Source organism: Pseudomonas sp. SG20056, from assembly GCF_031764535.1.
In the GTDB taxonomy this organism is placed as follows: Bacteria; Pseudomonadota; Gammaproteobacteria; order Pseudomonadales; family Pseudomonadaceae; genus Aquipseudomonas.
In genome coordinates this window covers 1385065-1399126 of the sequence record NZ_CP134499.1, presented here as the reverse complement: position 1 = coordinate 1399126, position 14062 = coordinate 1385065, and the positions used below count along the sequence as shown (strand labels likewise).

Genomic DNA, 14062 nt, shown 5'->3' with positions numbered 1-14062 from the left:
GCTCCCGTAGATAGGCTGTTCATAGGCATACCGCGTCAAGGGTGCGCTGCGCCCGTGCTTCCGTTCGACGGAACGGTGGAGCTGTTCCGACGAGCCGGGAGCGCGGCCCCTGACTCAGCCGAGTTAGGGTGGGCGATGCAGCCCAGTACGTTGCCGGAACCATGCCGGTCGCGGTGCTGCACCGCCCAAATGTTGCGGATTTCGTGGAAGAACACCCGCTCCGGGTAGGGGTCAGTCGTGTCGAAATACACGGCCATGAAGCAGGCATGGTCACAGACGCCTTCCATGGGCAGGACTACGCCAACAACGTGCATGACTTGAAACACCGATTCCGGCTCATCATCCCAGCGCAATTCCATAAGCGCGGTTTTGCCGATGTAGCTGATAGCAGTGGCAGCATCGGGAGAGAGGCAGGGGCTAGGCATGGCTGAAGCCCTCAATCTGATCGGCAATGTGGATGGAGCGTATGTCCTCTAGGTAGGCTTCCACGGGGAAGTCTTCGCCAGGGCTCATGACCATTAGATAGGCCTGTTCCTGTACGCCTTTAACCGGCAGGACGATGCCGATGACATAGCCCGAGCGACAGAACGGCTCGGGATCGTTGTCCCACTCCAGCTCAACGTGGACAGGCTTGCCGATGTAGCCAACAGCGGTGACGGCATCCAGGGTATGACTTGGGCTAGGCATGGCTGTAGTCCCCCGCTTTGAACTCGGTTTTGCCCTTGAGCAAGTCAGCACGCAGGCGAGCTAGGTTGACCATGCGGAAATCGGCCAGCCGCATGCTCGGGACGGTGCCGTTGTCCACCCAGTCGATTGCCTCTTCGATGGATATGCCGCTCATTTCGGCGAAGGTCTTAACGCTGCACAGATCCATGCTGTCGTCACTGATCATGGGGTTTCTCCTGCAGGGGCTGTTCCTTGGCGAAGCTGGCTTCCAGACGCACGACCATTTCGGCGTTCATCGAGCGGCGGGTAGCTTGGGCGGCTTGTTCGATCTGCAGGCGCAGTGCTAGCGGCACTCGCAGCTTGAATTGCGGGTCAGTTCGGCTCATGTGCCTTACTCCTCATCAAGCAGCTGCTGCACCAGCCGCACGACGTTAACCATGGTGCGTTTGCCCACCTTCTTTGAAGGCAGGTAGCCGCGTTCTACCCAGGAACGAACGACGATTGGCTCGTCACCCATGCCGATCCACTCGGCGAACTTTGGCCATGGCATCAGGGGCGGTGCACCGTGCAGCTTTTGAGGGTCGAGACCTTCCGTATCCATAAGCTTTACTCCACTATATTCAGCATTAATCCGAGAATTCATCGGAGCAATATTTTCTCTAGGGGCAAATATATCCCCGCAGTGATCCACAGGGCAACAGTTGCCCCCGAATAAAGTGAAATTGTTTTCTATATGACAAGCTCAGCCGATAGAGCACGCTTATTGATTAAGAAGCTGGGGCCGAAAAAAGCCAGCGAAATGGGGAATGGCGATCACGATCGCTGGAAGAGCGTGAGCAAAGGTGCGGTGAGAGTCAGCACCGATGAGATAGACGTGCTGGTGAAGGTCTATCCGCAGTACGCCCTATGGCTATCAAGCGGACAGATCGCCCCAGAAATCGGGCAAACCAGCCCTGACTACGACGAAGCCAACCGAAACTTGAGCCAACCCAACGCGGGATAGCGATCACCCAGGAAGTGACTAGACGCTGGTACGCCCGAACACGTTGAGCGCAGGGATACTGGTCAACTGAACCAGCACTATATTTCGTAAAGCTCAGAAGAATCCAAAAGGACTAAATATGGTTTTCCATGACTTCGCAAAGAAAAGAAAATCTGCACTTTATTTCGGAGCACCAGAAGCAGAAGCTGAATCGTTACCGACATCTAAAGTAAGTTTAAGAGATGTATATGAAGACCACCATGATCTATTCACTGAGCTTAGTAACGAAAAATTTATAATAATAGGCAGGAAAGGCTGTGGGAAAAGCGCTTTTGCAGAGTATGCAAGCGCGGTTGCTGGTGCGAATTTATTCTGTTCATTTATAAGACAAGACAATATCAGTCTTGAGCAACTTGTGCAGCTAGGAACAAATGCGGGGTTAGACCACACAAAAGACCAGCTATTTAAATGGCTGATTTATACAAATCTCCTAAAGCAGTTCTGCTTAAACGAATCCGTTCAGAACGCACAACCCTACAAGCTACTAAATGAATTCATAAAGAAGAACTCTGGCTACATAGAAATAAACAAAGATGAAGTGACCGAGCTAATTAGAAGACATAAGTTCGAAGTTAGCATAGAGCACTTCAAACGCTTCTTTAAGGGGAAATACAACAGAGATGTTGAGCTAAAAGAGTCCAGAGCCCCGTACTATAAACTGCTCCCACACTTAGAATTAGTTGTAATCGATGTTCTAAAAAATAAACTTAGCCTAGAGAACAAAAACTCTTACGCTATTTTTTTTGACGATCTTGATATAGGCTTCAAAGCCAACAACTCCGAGTCAGTCGATACTTTACTCAGCCTAATCAGAACAGCAAAACACGTAAACAACACAGTTTTTGCAAAAAATGGAGCTCCTGCAAAAGTAGTCATCCTTATTCGAGACGACATTGAACGACTCTTATCCCCGCTAGGCTCAGATATCTCTAAAATATTTTCATCCTACGGGGTACAACTAAATTGGTATCAGGATGAATTTATAATAAACAAAAAGGAAGATGAAATAGGCTTAAAGAAATTAATAAATAAACGAACAGCCCACGCCTTCAAAAACGCCGGCATTCCTATGTCAGGTAGTAAGCCATGGGAAAGCCTTATAGAAGATGACTTCAGACCAAAAAGCAGTTTCAAATACGTAGCCGACCATACCTTTTTAAGGCCTCGCGACTTTATCCTTTTATTTAAACCGCTCGAAACTGGCGGATATAGCATCCCACTAAACAAGTCCAGCATTAATCAACTAATAGGGCAATACGCATCCGAAATGATAAAAGAGCTTAGCAATGAGCTCTCCTCATTCTACGAGCCAGACGAAATAGAAAATATAATACTATCCCTAAAAAATATCGGGAACGTATACGACTGCACTTATACAGAAGCAATTAATATAATATGCGAAAATTGTTATTTAGAAAAATCCAAAGCTAGCAACATTCTTGATGACCTATTCAATAGGTCAATTATTGGCACTGTAAACCCCCAAAATAAATTTGTTCGCTTCAAACATAAAATCTCAAAAAAAGACGCACAGGAATACAGTATTGACAAAGATTCATGCATAATCCTCCACTCCGGAATAAAAATATACCTTCAAAACAGGTAAAAATTTAACTTAGTGTAAGTATTACCAGTTATAGCAGACATCAAAAATTTTCTGCTTTATTTAGAAGCGCACTAAAAATATAACTGTAAAAGTTTATCTAAGATAATTTCGATATAAAGAAATAAAGCCAAGGAGGGTTTGCCATGTGGATCATTTTTTCACGCTGGCCTGGCGAAAGCCTGTTTTTGCACCTAGCGCCTGATGAGACGAAGAAAAGCTGTTGCAGCAACTAGCCACCACGGCCATAGCCAAGCCTTCCTGCAGGGCACCGTAAAGAACCTGGCCGAAAGCAAGCAGCAGCCAACCGCCCTACCAGTTGCCGAAATACGTCGAGCAGAGCCCCAGACGGATTGGAACAAAGTGGTCGAAGAGCAGGCAAGGCGAGACGCAATGTCTCAACCGCAAGCGGAACTGCCTACAAGCACAGAAAACACCGCCACCAAGCAAACAGTGTTCAATGATCTGAACTACAAACCGCGAGGCGCAGATAACGTGCTGGCCTTCAAAGAAACATATCAACCAATAAAGGCAGAAAAACCCGCCGCAAAAATGCGGGTGACTGTGATAAAAGAGGAACTAAAGCTAAAAGACTGGGTGTGCGGAGGCCGCCCTAACGGAAGCATTGAGCAAAGGAACTGTAAGTCTCGGGTTGGCCTACAATATAGAAATTAGAGGAAGACGCTTACGTTTGATTAAGGGGCCGGCCTGAGCCGGTCCCAGAGCGCCTTGTTAGGATTTTTATCTTTCAGTTTCACTCAGGCGAACTATAGTTTTTTTATGTGCTCTTTTTAGCTCGCTCAGTACGTCGGAATATCTACCGCCGCTATTAAGTTTTGACATTTTATTATGTATGCCTTCTATTTTTATAGCCAAATTTTCTAGATTTATCTCTTCTTCTGGTTTTATTTCAGGAAGGCACTGCTCTATAAGTATAGAAAACCCACGTGAAAGATTTAACTCGTCGCCAGCACTGATACATCTTTCAATTGAAGATATGATACTGCTTGTTGCGTGTTTAAAATGTGAGTTACTCAATTGTAGACTAGCTTGTACGTGTAATAATCCGGCAATGATTTTATCTGTTTTCGCCTCTTGTTTTTTTTCAAACTCGGCCAGCTTCTCCTGGAGCTCATAATTTAAATTTAAAGTTAATTCTTCTTTTAAGTTATTAACCTTGTTGGCTATATAATCTTCCAGATTTTGTTTTTCTATTTTAATATTTCTATTCTGATAATAAGTTGTCAGTATTGGGACGAAGACGCCAGCAAAGGCAATTATCCCAAGTGTAATTGCAAGCAACTGTGAAAATGCAGAGGAATAAAATGCATCAACTTTTGCTAAAATCTCTAGAGCTATGTTATCCATATATCTCTCTTATTTTTAATTAGCCTAACGCCTTGCTAATCGGTAATAAAATAGCCAGCTAAAATTAGTAAGGGCCGAGAAAAACTAACTTCTTGTCCGCTTAAGCAACCTTTCAGATTTGCAATTTTATATTAAAGAAATACCAAATTTTTTTTCAAAATCATCTGGCGCTAGCTCACTTACAAGTTGATTTCGTTGTGCCCCACTATAATCTACAAGACTAACAAATTCTTGACCGTGCTCATGCCTCGTATGCTCTGCAAATAAACTTTTTTTCAAAAGACCACTAAGATGTTTTGCATGTTTATTACTTTCATATAACTCAGATAGGTAGCTAAACCCTTCACATATAAAACCCGACAACATTATAGTTGACTCAATCGTACTTAAATGTTGTTTGGCTGGCAATATAGAGGAATGGTTCATAATTTCTTGCAAAAATGATGATTGAAAATCTTGCCTTGCAATTTGATCATCTGCTTTTTTTAGAGCTGCGATATGTCTCTCTTCAAAACTAAATATTATTCTAGCTAAATTCTCAGACGCATTCTGCACTATGTGACAGTGCTTAGATGCAGGTTCTGAAACAATAAACAAAGGTGCATTTTCAAACTTTGCATCTGCATAAATTCTCACAGTAAAAAGTGTATCAGGAACAACATTAGATGAGACATTGTTATATCTAACAATATAGCTATTCACAAAAGATAAAGATGCTATCCTTTTTCTTATTACGCTGATATCCATTCATTCTCCTAAAAATATAACTATTAATTAGACGACATCGCTGTCGCATAACACACCTTAAGATGCCTGATAGCGATCCTTGTCGCGCTGTAAAGCCTTGATATGCATAGAAAAAACGAAGGAGAAAGCGAGTCAGGCATGCGAAAAGCAACATGGGGTGCTCACGCCCTAGGTCAACCAAGATGCAGTGATGGCTAGACGCTACTGTTCGGCCTAGAGAATGTCTAGCGTACGTGTCGAAAAAGTGTCGAAATCACAGCGAAGAAAAGCGGATTTATGCGGGTGTGCGTTAGCTAGAGCCCAGGAATAGCAAGGCTTAGCGGGATAACGCAGGCAGAAACAGAGGGTTCGATTCCCATCACCCGCTCCAAATCGCAGTTTTTAAAGCCCTGATTTCTAATAAGATTTCGGGGCTTTTTGCATTCTGGCGCCAGGGTGTGTCGAAGGTTGATCGCAGGCTTAGGAAATGACGGTCCCCACATGATCGCTCAAAAGACATGTGGAGGCTTACAGCGTAACGGGCGATTGAGCCAAGCTGCGAAATCAGACGGAATCTGTTGGCAACTCACCAAAAAAACCGATCACAGAGGTGACGCGGCCAGCAGCGTCAGTCTCCACCACGTCAAATCCTGGAAGCATAAGATGACCGTCTTTGTTATGTATCGCCCAGTGATATCGATGAAAGCCATGGTGAGAGTTGACCGCACTGATTCTTGAATAGACCGCCCCTGGGTTCTTGCTATGTACGTCGTGTACATTTCTTTCAAAGCTATCGATGCCAGTGATGTCAACCGAGGGATCGATAAAACGAACTTCTGGTGCCAGCGCCTTCTCAAGATGTGACCGTACCAGCGAGGGTTCTGACTCATTCCATGCTGCCAGCATATGGTCGAATGCTTTGGGGTAATCGGACATTTCACTGCTCCTAGTGGCGAGGGACGGAAAACATACAGCGTGTCGGTTTCAGCCACACGCTAACAAACCGACACGGTATCTGTAAATATATGGCCACCAACAAAGAGCGACGCGAAGCGACACGTGAAAGCATCATTAATGCGGCCCGCATTCACTTCGCCGACAGTAGATACGAGCACACACATACCGACAGCATCCTGGAGCATGCCGGGGTCTCTCGAGGTGCGCTCTACCATTATTTCGACAGCAAAAAAGACCTGTTCGAAGCGGTGTTTGTTTCGGTTGTAAAGGAAACCACCGCAGATGCAGCACGCACTGGCAAGGGTGGTGATTCTGCGTTGGCAGATCTCACCGAAGCGTGCTTGGCTTGGCTTCGTTCAGTCCGACAGCCAGAAGTAGGTACGATTCTGCTTGACCAGGGGCCACAGGTCCTCGGATGGAAAAGAGCACGAGAAATTGAAGCGCAATGGAGCATGGGCCCAATGACGATGGGCCTTGAAAGAGCAATTACCGCCGGTGAAATTGACGTCGCCTCAGTGGAACTGACATCCATGCTGTTAAATGCATTGATAGGTGAAATGGCCCTGATCTCACTGCATCAAAAGTGCAAAGCAACAGCTGATGAGCAAGAGTTGGCTATTCGGCAATTCATTGATGGTCTCAGACGCACACAGTCTTGCTAAGACAGCAAGGGGTTTCATGCCATGCGAGGGGAAGTTCAAGCAAGCTTGCGAACGGATGACTGAGCATCATCGCGAAGGGAGCGCAGGTCGATTGCATCTTGGTTAAGGCGGTGGATGACACGAAGCATTTGATGCCTAAGGACTTCATCGCCTGTGCGCTCTGCAGCGCGCATCAGCGCAATAGCAGCATCTTCGTTGTGGTCAGCAATGGCGGTGAGTGTCTTTCGTGTGTTGCGATTCAAAATCTTGCCCTCAAAGTGAAGACGGCAAGCTATTGGAAAAACATTGCGAAAAAGTTTCAGCCCGCAGGGATCGGACGAGCGGACAACTGGACTCTTAGTCAGTCATATTTGTGCAACAGTTTGGGATCAACATAAGTTCATCTGATTGTCATCAGGTGCTGCTCATACCTTAAGTTAAGGCCAACGCTGTTGGTCTTTTTTTTGCTTAAAATTCGCTGTTCGATTCAATTCGCTGAAGGAACTGGCATGGAAATTTTAATTTCTAAGATGGCGACGAAAGATGGAGAGCAATGGTCGGTAAAAGCTGGAACCATAGCGCTTACTTTTAAAGATCAGGCATCTGCTGTTGAGTTCTCAGAAAAATTGAAAGAGCGTATTGAGGCGCCACACGACCTACCTCTAGCTCAGTTAGAAAAATTAGTTGAGGCGTTGGAAAATGAGACTGCCTAACTACTGAACGAGCATTAGCTGAATTTTCAAAGCCCTGATTTCTAAAAAATTCGGGGCTTTTTGCTTTCTGGATTAACGCGGCACACCTAGACCAAAGCAAAGGCAGCATTTGGCTGAACTGACAATCCAGTGATCACCGAAGTAAGCGCTGAGTCGTGCGAGCAATGCCGTCAGGCATTTGCTAATAACCCTGACGCGCTGCAGTAGATGGCGTTCCCAACTGGATTCGAACCAGTATCTAGCCCTTAGGAGGGGCTTATTCTATCCATTGAACTATGGGAACCGAGGCTGGATAGACGGGCCACCAGCGGGCGGCATCTTAGCGAGACCTCACGCGTTTGTCATGCCGCTGCCATCATCTCGGCGCCATACTGCCAACTGACTGCCAACCGGTTGTCATAAGGAGAGGAGATCGTCATGCGCCCCGCTGCTTCGCACCATCTGCCGGATTCGCCTTTCGCCGATTTTCACCTGCGAGCGGTCAGCGTTAACGATGCCGCTGCCCTGGCGGCCTTACTGCAACAACTAGCGCCCGATGAGCCGCGTGCCGATGCCAAGCTGTTGGCGTTGCGCCTGAGCGAGCTGCCGGTGAGCCGTGTGGTGCTGGTGGCCGAGCGTGACGGCAAGTTGCTCGGCACCTGCACGGTCAATCTGATTGAACATCTGGCGCACAACTTCGCCCGCTCGGCGATTCTGGAAGATGTGGTGGTGGATACTGAAGCGCGCGGCCTGGGGATTGGCCAGGCGCTGATGGGCAAAGCCATCGAACGCGCCCGCACCTGGGGTTGTTACAAGGTGGCGCTGTCCAGCAGCCAGAGCCGTGAGGCCGCCCATGCTTTTTATGCCAATCTGGGCTTTAAGCCGCATGGCGTCAGCCTGGCGCTGATGCTGGACTAGAGGCTATCAACGACTTTGTAGGAGCGGGCCATGCCCGCGAATTGATGTCGACCTGAAAGTATCGCGGGCAAGCCCGCTCCTACAGGTGTTGTAAAACGTGCCAATAGGGCGGGAAACAGCCGGGCTGTTTCTAACGACCGAACCGCTCTTCGGCTAATTGATCAGCGATCTCCACGGTAGTTTTGCTCGCCGCATCGGCGCGTTGGAATATCTGTTCCAGGGTCGCGCCGATGCCTTCGATATGCGCCTTGAGCTGTGCGGCGCTGCCGCCGGTGCGCTCGTAGCAGACATCGATAATGCCGCCGGCGTTGATTGCGTAATCCGGCGCGTACAGGCATTCGTTGCGACGCAGGGTTTCCGCCAGGCTGGCATCGGCCAGTTGGTTGTTGGCGGCGCCGGCGATAATCGGCGCGCGCAGGGCTTCCAGGGTTTGCTGGTTGATGATGCCGCCCATGGCGCATGGCGCGAATACATCGATATCCAGACCGAAAATCGCCTGCTGGGTAACGGCGGTTGCGCCCAACTGCTCGACCGCGCGACGCACATTGGCTTCGACGATATCGCTTACCCACAGCTCAGCGCCGGCGGCTTTCAGCTGGCGCGCCAGGTCGAAACCGACCTGCCCTACCCCCTGGATCGCGACTTTCAGACCGTGCAGATCATTACGACCCAGACGGTGTTTGACTGCGGTCTGGATGCCGATAAACACCCCATAGGCGGTGGACGGTGACGGGTCGCCATTGCGCGTGCCGCCAGCGAAGGCTTCGCGCAGCTCGGCGCCGGATACGTGGCGCGTACGCTCGGCCATGATCTGCATTTCCGCCACACCGGTGCCGGAGTCGGCGGCGGTGATATAGCGCCCGCCGAGGCTGTCGACAAAATCACCCATGGCCTGGAACAGCGCCGCGCTCTTGCCTTTATGCGGGTCACCGATGATCACTGCCTTGCCACCACCGAGCGGCAGGTTGGCCAGGGCCGATTTGTAGGTCATACCGCGCGACAGGCGCAGCACATCGCGCAGCGCTTCATCGTCATTGGCGTAGGGCCACATGCGGCAACCGCCGAGAGCCGGGCCGAGGTTGCTGTTGTGAATGGCGATAATCGCCCGCAGGCCGCTGGCCTTGTCGTGGCCGTAGACCACCTGTTCGTGGTGGTCGAAATCGATATGGGAAAACACGGACATAGGTGCCTCGTTTTTTTGTTGTAAGAGGTCGCCCTCTCCCTGTTAAGGGAGAGGGTGAAGGTTATAAGCGTCAGGGGTTTGTTATGCGGCCGGCTCGAACAACTGCACAGCGGCGATCTGGCTGACGACCATGCGCGCCTTGAGCTGAGCGCTCTGCTCGCGCACCTTGGCCAGGCTGCGTTCCTTGACGTGGCCATAGCCGCGGATCTGTTCCGGCAACTCGGCCAGGGCCAACGCGGTGCGGTAGTTGTCGGCGTTGAGTTCCTTGAGCAGGTAGTCCAGGTTCTGCTCGTAGTCGTCGATCAGCTGCAGCTCCAGCTTGCGTTCGGCGCTATAGCCGAACAGATCCAACGGTGTGCCACGCAGAAACTTGAACTTGGCCAGTACGCCGAAGGCCTTGAGCATCCAGGCGCCGAACTGACGCTTGCGCGGCTCGCCGGTGCTGGCATCCGGCTTGCTCAGCCAGGACGGTGCCAGGTGGAACTCCAGGCGGTAGTCGCCAGTGAACTGCGCCTCCAGCTGGCGGATAAAACTGCCGTCGCTGTACAGCCGTGCCACTTCGTACTCGTCCTTGTAGGCCAGCAGTTTGAAGTAATAGCGCGCCACGGCCTTGCTTAGGGCTTGGTCAGCGCTCTTGTCGACCTGCTGCACCCGCGCCACCTGCTCGCGGTAGCGCTCGGCGTAGGCTGCGTTCTGGTAGGCGGTCAGACGTACAACGCGGTCAGCGATGATGTCTTCCAGGGTCTGACAATGCGGCGCTTCGATCACGTCTGGCTTGGCCAGACGCTCCACGGCGACCGCATCATGGGCGGCACGACGGCCCCAGAGGAAGGCCTGCTGATTGAGCTGTACGGCCACGCCGTTAAGCTCGATGGCCTTGTTGATGGCTTCGGCGGACACCGGCACCAGGCCCTTCTGATACGCGAAACCGAGCATAAACAGGTTGGTGGCGATGCTGTCGCCGAGCAGCCGCGTGGCCAGACGGCTGGCATCGACAAAGTGGGTTTTGCTCGCCCCCACCGCCTCGATCAGCGCCTCGCGCATGGCCGCACCGGGCACCTGAGCATCGGGATTGCGGGTGAATTCGGCAGTGGCCGCTTCATGGCTGTTGACCACCGCATGGGCGATCTTGTCATTTAGTTTGGCCAGGGCCTCTTCACTGGCCGACACCACCAGATCGCAACCCAGCAGCAGATCGGTTTCACCGGCGGCGATGCGTACGGCAAAGATATCGTCCTGCTTGGCGGCAACGCGGATATGGGTGATCACCGGGCCGAACTTCTGCGCCAGGCCGGCTTGGTCGAGTACGCTGCAGCCCTTGCCTTCGATATGCGCAGCCATGCCGAGCAATGCGCCGACAGTGGTTACGCCGCTGCCGCCGACACCCGGCAGGAGGATATTCCAGGGGCGATCCAGCGCCGGTTGGCGCGGCTCCGGCAAGGCGATAAATAGCGCACCCAGGCCAACGGCCGTGGGTTTGCGCAGACTGCCGCCGTGCACGGTGACAAAGCTTGGGCAGAAGCCTTCAACGCAGCTGAAATCCTTGTTGCAGGAGTTCTGGTCGATCTCGCGCTTGCGGCCCAGTTCGGTTTCCAGCGGCAGCACCGACAGGCAGTTGGATTTGACGCTGCAATCGCCGCAGCCCTCGCACACCGCCGAGTTGATAAAGGCACGTTTCTGCGGGTCGACCAGCTTGCCGCGCTTGCGCCGACGGCGTTTCTCGGTGGCACAGGTCTGGTCATAGATGATCACCGAGCAGCCCTTGAACTCGCGCAACTCGCGCTGCACGGCATCCAGATCACGGCGATGGTGAAAGGTGACGATGGGCGCGAAGGTGTTGCGGGTCGGGTATTTCTCCGGCTCGTCGGTGACCAAGGCGATGCGTTTCACCCCTTCGGCATACACCTGTTGGCTCAGTTGATCGACGCGCAGTTCGCCGTCGATGGGCTGGCCGCCGGTCATGGCCACGGCGTCGTTATAAAGAATTTTGTAGGTGATATTCACCCCGGCAGCTACAGCCGCACGCAGGGCCAGTTGGCCGGAATGGAAGTAGGTGCCGTCACCGAGGTTCTGGAAGATATGCGGGGTGTCGGTAAACGGCGCCTGGCCAATCCAGGTCGCGCCCTCGCCGCCCATCTGGGTGAAGGTGTCGGTGTTGCGGTCCATCCACTGGGTCATGTAATGGCAACCGATACCGCCCTGGGCACGGCTGCCTTCCGGCAGTTTGGTCGAGGTGTTATGCGGGCAGCCAGAGCAGAAATGCGGGGTGCGCACAGTGGTGTGTTTGGGCGCGGCCAGCGAGGCTTCCTTGGCCGCGAGAAAGGCCAGGCGCTCTTCAATCTGTGGGCTGCTGTAGATCGGAGCGAGGCGCTTGGCGATGGCGCGGGCGATCATCGCCGGGGTCAGTTCGGACAGATTCGGCAGCAGCGAATGGCCGGCCTCATCAAACTCGCCAACCACCACCGGGCGCTTACCCACGGGCCAGTTGTAGAGCTGACCGGTGAGCTGGTCTTCGATGATGCTGCGTTTTTCCTCGACCACCAGAATCTCGTCCAGGCCTTCGGCAAACTCATGCACCGACACCGGTTCCAGCGGCCAGCTCATGCCAACCTTGAGCACGCGCAGGCCGACCTGGGCGCACAGCGCTTCATCCAGGCCAAGGTCATCCAGAGCCTGACGCACGTCGAGGTAGGACTTGCCGGTGGTGATAATTCCTAAGCGCGGGTTGGGCGAATCGAGCTTGATCTGGTTGAGGTTGTTGGCCAGCGCAAAAGCGCGGGCGGCGTAGATTTTGTAGGTGTTGAGGCGCGCTTCCTGGGCCAGGGGCGGGTCGGGCCAGCGGATATACACGCCGTCTTCCGGCAGCTGGAAATCCTCGGGAATCTTCACCTGCATGCGCAGCGGGTCGACATCCACCACGGCCGAGGAATCGACGTTCTCGGCGATGGTTTTCAGCGCCACCCAGCAACCGCTGTAACGCGACAGTTCCCAGCCGATGATGCCGTAATCGAGAATTTCCTGAACGTTGGCCGGGTTGAGCACCGGGATCGAGGCGGCGATAAACGCATGCTCGCTCTGGTTGGCAATGCTCGAAGATTTGCAGCCATGGTCGTCGCCAGCCAGCAGCAGCACGCCGCCATGCTCGGAAACGCCGGCCGAGTTACCGTGCTTGAACACATCACCGCAGCGGTCCACACCTGGGCCCTTGCCGTACCACATGGCGAACACACCATCGTAGCGCGCACCGGGGAACAGGCTGGTCTGCTGACTGCCCCACACGGCGGTGGCGGCCAACTCTTCGTTGACCCCCGGCTGGAAGTGGATGTGATTGTCCTTGAGGTACTGCTTGGCGTCCCACAGGCTCTTGTCGAGGTTGCCTAGGGGCGAGCCACGGTAGCCGGAAATAAAGCACGCGGTATTCAGGCCATGAGCTGCGTCGCGTTGCTTCTGCAGCATGGGCAGGCGGGTCAGCGCCTGGGTGCCGGTCAGGTAGAGGTGACCGGTAGCAAGGCGGTACTTGTCATCCAGGCGGATCTCGGCCAGAGACATGGTGGTGCTCCTGTTATTTTTATCGAGAGCTGGGTTGGCAACGGTGAATGCCACCCTTGTTAAGCCTAGTGCGGGATCACCCCACAAGGCGTATGGCCAAGAATATGACTGAGCAGTACGGAGATTTTCTTTCTATTTTTGGGATGAAAAGCCAATACTGCGCATGACCTTTCCAATAAATACAAGAATCCAGGAACAATCATGCAGGACTTGCTCAGCCCCATTGATCGGAAAATTCTCCGCCTGCTGCAGCACAATGCCGACCTCTCCGCCGCCGAGATCGCCGAGAAGGTGGAGTTGTCACAATCGCCCTGCTGGCGGCGGATTCATCGCATGCAGGAAGACGGCATTATCGAGCGCAAGGTGGCCCTGCTCAGCCACAAGCAACTGGGCTTTAGCATCACCGTATTTGTCGATATCAAGTTGTCGGCTCACGGGCGCAGCAACCTGGAAGAATTCGAGCGCGCCGTGGTCGGTTACCCCGAGGTGCTGGAGTGTTTCACCATGGCTGGCGGCTCGGATTACCTGCTCAAGGTGGTGGCCAAGGACATCGCCAGCTACGAACGCTTCCTGCGCGACCACCTGCTGCAACGCCCGCATGTGCACGAAGCGCACTCGCATATCGCCATGAGCGAGGTTAAGCGCACCACCGAGTTGCCGCTGGATTGAAATAAACCGCAGCGGAATGGCTGGTTAAAACCGTGGGAGGGGCTTTAG

17 protein-coding genes and 1 tRNA gene are annotated in these 14062 nt (G+C 52.5%); 7 read left to right on the top strand and 11 right to left on the bottom strand.

Annotated elements, in window-relative coordinates:
* Window positions 1–35: 35 nt before the first annotated feature.
* From RHP75_RS06770 to RHP75_RS06750, 5 genes are read right to left on the bottom strand one after another with little or no spacing between them, the layout of a single operon-like run.
* Window positions 36–425: a hypothetical protein gene (locus RHP75_RS06770; RefSeq protein WP_311091053.1), complete on the bottom strand. Its 390-nt coding sequence runs from the start codon at window positions 423–425 to the stop codon at window positions 36–38.
* Window positions 418–687, bottom strand: coding sequence for a hypothetical protein (locus RHP75_RS06765; RefSeq protein ID WP_311091052.1), 270 nt, complete (start codon window positions 685–687; stop codon window positions 418–420). The genes RHP75_RS06770 and RHP75_RS06765 overlap by 8 nt, the downstream gene beginning before the upstream one ends.
* Entirely contained in the window at window positions 680–892 is a 213-nt protein-coding gene (locus RHP75_RS06760) for a hypothetical protein (RefSeq protein ID WP_311091050.1), read from the bottom strand. The genes RHP75_RS06765 and RHP75_RS06760 overlap by 8 nt, the downstream gene beginning before the upstream one ends.
* On the bottom strand, window positions 882–1052 hold the full coding sequence (locus RHP75_RS06755) for an Arc family DNA-binding protein (RefSeq protein WP_311091048.1): 171 nt from the start codon (window positions 1050–1052) through the stop codon (window positions 882–884). Before RHP75_RS06755 ends, RHP75_RS06760 begins: the two co-directional genes overlap by 11 nt.
* Before the next feature lie 5 nt (window positions 1053–1057).
* Window positions 1058–1267, bottom strand: a complete 210-nt coding sequence (locus RHP75_RS06750; protein ID WP_108489580.1) for a hypothetical protein — start codon at window positions 1265–1267, stop codon at window positions 1058–1060.
* A 162-nt stretch (window positions 1268–1429) separates the two neighbouring features.
* Here RHP75_RS06750 and RHP75_RS06745 point away from each other — a divergent pair, with 162 nt between their 5' ends.
* The 3 genes from RHP75_RS06745 (at window position 1430) to RHP75_RS06735 (ending at window position 3986) form a co-directional block, all read left to right on the top strand.
* Complete coding sequence (locus RHP75_RS06745) at window positions 1430–1669, top strand: DNA-binding protein (RefSeq protein WP_256665232.1); 240 nt, start codon at window positions 1430–1432, stop codon at window positions 1667–1669.
* 118 nt (window positions 1670–1787) lie between these two features.
* On the top strand, window positions 1788–3314 hold the full coding sequence (locus tag RHP75_RS06740; protein WP_311091046.1) for a P-loop ATPase, Sll1717 family: 1527 nt from the start codon (window positions 1788–1790) through the stop codon (window positions 3312–3314).
* A 201-nt stretch (window positions 3315–3515) separates the two neighbouring features.
* On the top strand, window positions 3516–3986 hold the full coding sequence (locus tag RHP75_RS06735) for a hypothetical protein (RefSeq protein ID WP_311091045.1): 471 nt from the start codon (window positions 3516–3518) through the stop codon (window positions 3984–3986).
* Between the two features lie 66 nt (window positions 3987–4052).
* Here the strand turns inward: RHP75_RS06735 and RHP75_RS06730 are convergent, their stop codons facing one another.
* The 3 genes from RHP75_RS06730 to RHP75_RS06720 all read right to left on the bottom strand — a co-directional run bounded on the left by RHP75_RS06730 (window position 4053) and on the right by RHP75_RS06720 (window position 6341).
* A complete protein-coding gene (locus RHP75_RS06730; protein WP_311091044.1) occupies window positions 4053–4679 on the bottom strand; it encodes a hypothetical protein in 627 nt (208 codons plus the stop codon).
* A gap of 126 nt (window positions 4680–4805) precedes the next feature.
* Window positions 4806–5426: a hypothetical protein gene (locus RHP75_RS06725; RefSeq protein ID WP_311091043.1), complete on the bottom strand. Its 621-nt coding sequence runs from the start codon at window positions 5424–5426 to the stop codon at window positions 4806–4808.
* Window positions 5427–5969: 543 nt separating this feature from the next.
* Window positions 5970–6341, bottom strand: coding sequence for a hypothetical protein (locus RHP75_RS06720; protein WP_311091042.1), 372 nt, complete (start codon window positions 6339–6341; stop codon window positions 5970–5972).
* 89 nt (window positions 6342–6430) lie between these two features.
* On the opposite strand from RHP75_RS06720, the gene RHP75_RS06715 reads away from it, so the two are divergent.
* Window positions 6431–7024, top strand: coding sequence for a TetR/AcrR family transcriptional regulator (locus RHP75_RS06715; protein ID WP_311091041.1), 594 nt, complete (start codon window positions 6431–6433; stop codon window positions 7022–7024).
* 488 nt (window positions 7025–7512) lie between these two features.
* Window positions 7513–7716, top strand: a complete 204-nt coding sequence (locus RHP75_RS06705) for a hypothetical protein (RefSeq protein ID WP_311091040.1) — start codon at window positions 7513–7515, stop codon at window positions 7714–7716.
* Window positions 7717–7924: 208 nt separating this feature from the next.
* Here RHP75_RS06705 and RHP75_RS06700 read toward each other — a convergent pair.
* A tRNA-Arg gene (locus RHP75_RS06700) sits at window positions 7925–7999 on the bottom strand.
* 134 nt (window positions 8000–8133) lie between these two features.
* On the opposite strand from RHP75_RS06700, the gene RHP75_RS06695 reads away from it, so the two are divergent.
* Window positions 8134–8613, top strand: coding sequence for a GNAT family N-acetyltransferase (locus RHP75_RS06695; protein WP_257778734.1), 480 nt, complete (start codon window positions 8134–8136; stop codon window positions 8611–8613).
* Window positions 8614–8743: 130 nt separating this feature from the next.
* Here the strand turns inward: RHP75_RS06695 and RHP75_RS06690 are convergent, their stop codons facing one another.
* Together RHP75_RS06690 and RHP75_RS06685 are read right to left on the bottom strand one after the other, a co-directional pair.
* Window positions 8744–9796 (bottom strand): Glu/Leu/Phe/Val dehydrogenase dimerization domain-containing protein, encoded by a 1053-nt coding sequence (locus tag RHP75_RS06690; RefSeq protein WP_311091039.1) that lies wholly within the window; start codon window positions 9794–9796, stop codon window positions 8744–8746.
* 81 nt (window positions 9797–9877) lie between these two features.
* Window positions 9878–13345, bottom strand: coding sequence for an indolepyruvate ferredoxin oxidoreductase family protein (locus RHP75_RS06685; protein ID WP_311091038.1), 3468 nt, complete (start codon window positions 13343–13345; stop codon window positions 9878–9880).
* Window positions 13346–13546: 201 nt separating this feature from the next.
* On the opposite strand from RHP75_RS06685, the gene RHP75_RS06680 reads away from it, so the two are divergent.
* Window positions 13547–14014 (top strand): Lrp/AsnC family transcriptional regulator, encoded by a 468-nt coding sequence (locus tag RHP75_RS06680; RefSeq protein ID WP_160088079.1) that lies wholly within the window; start codon window positions 13547–13549, stop codon window positions 14012–14014.
* The last annotated feature ends 48 nt before the right edge of the window (window positions 14015–14062 follow it).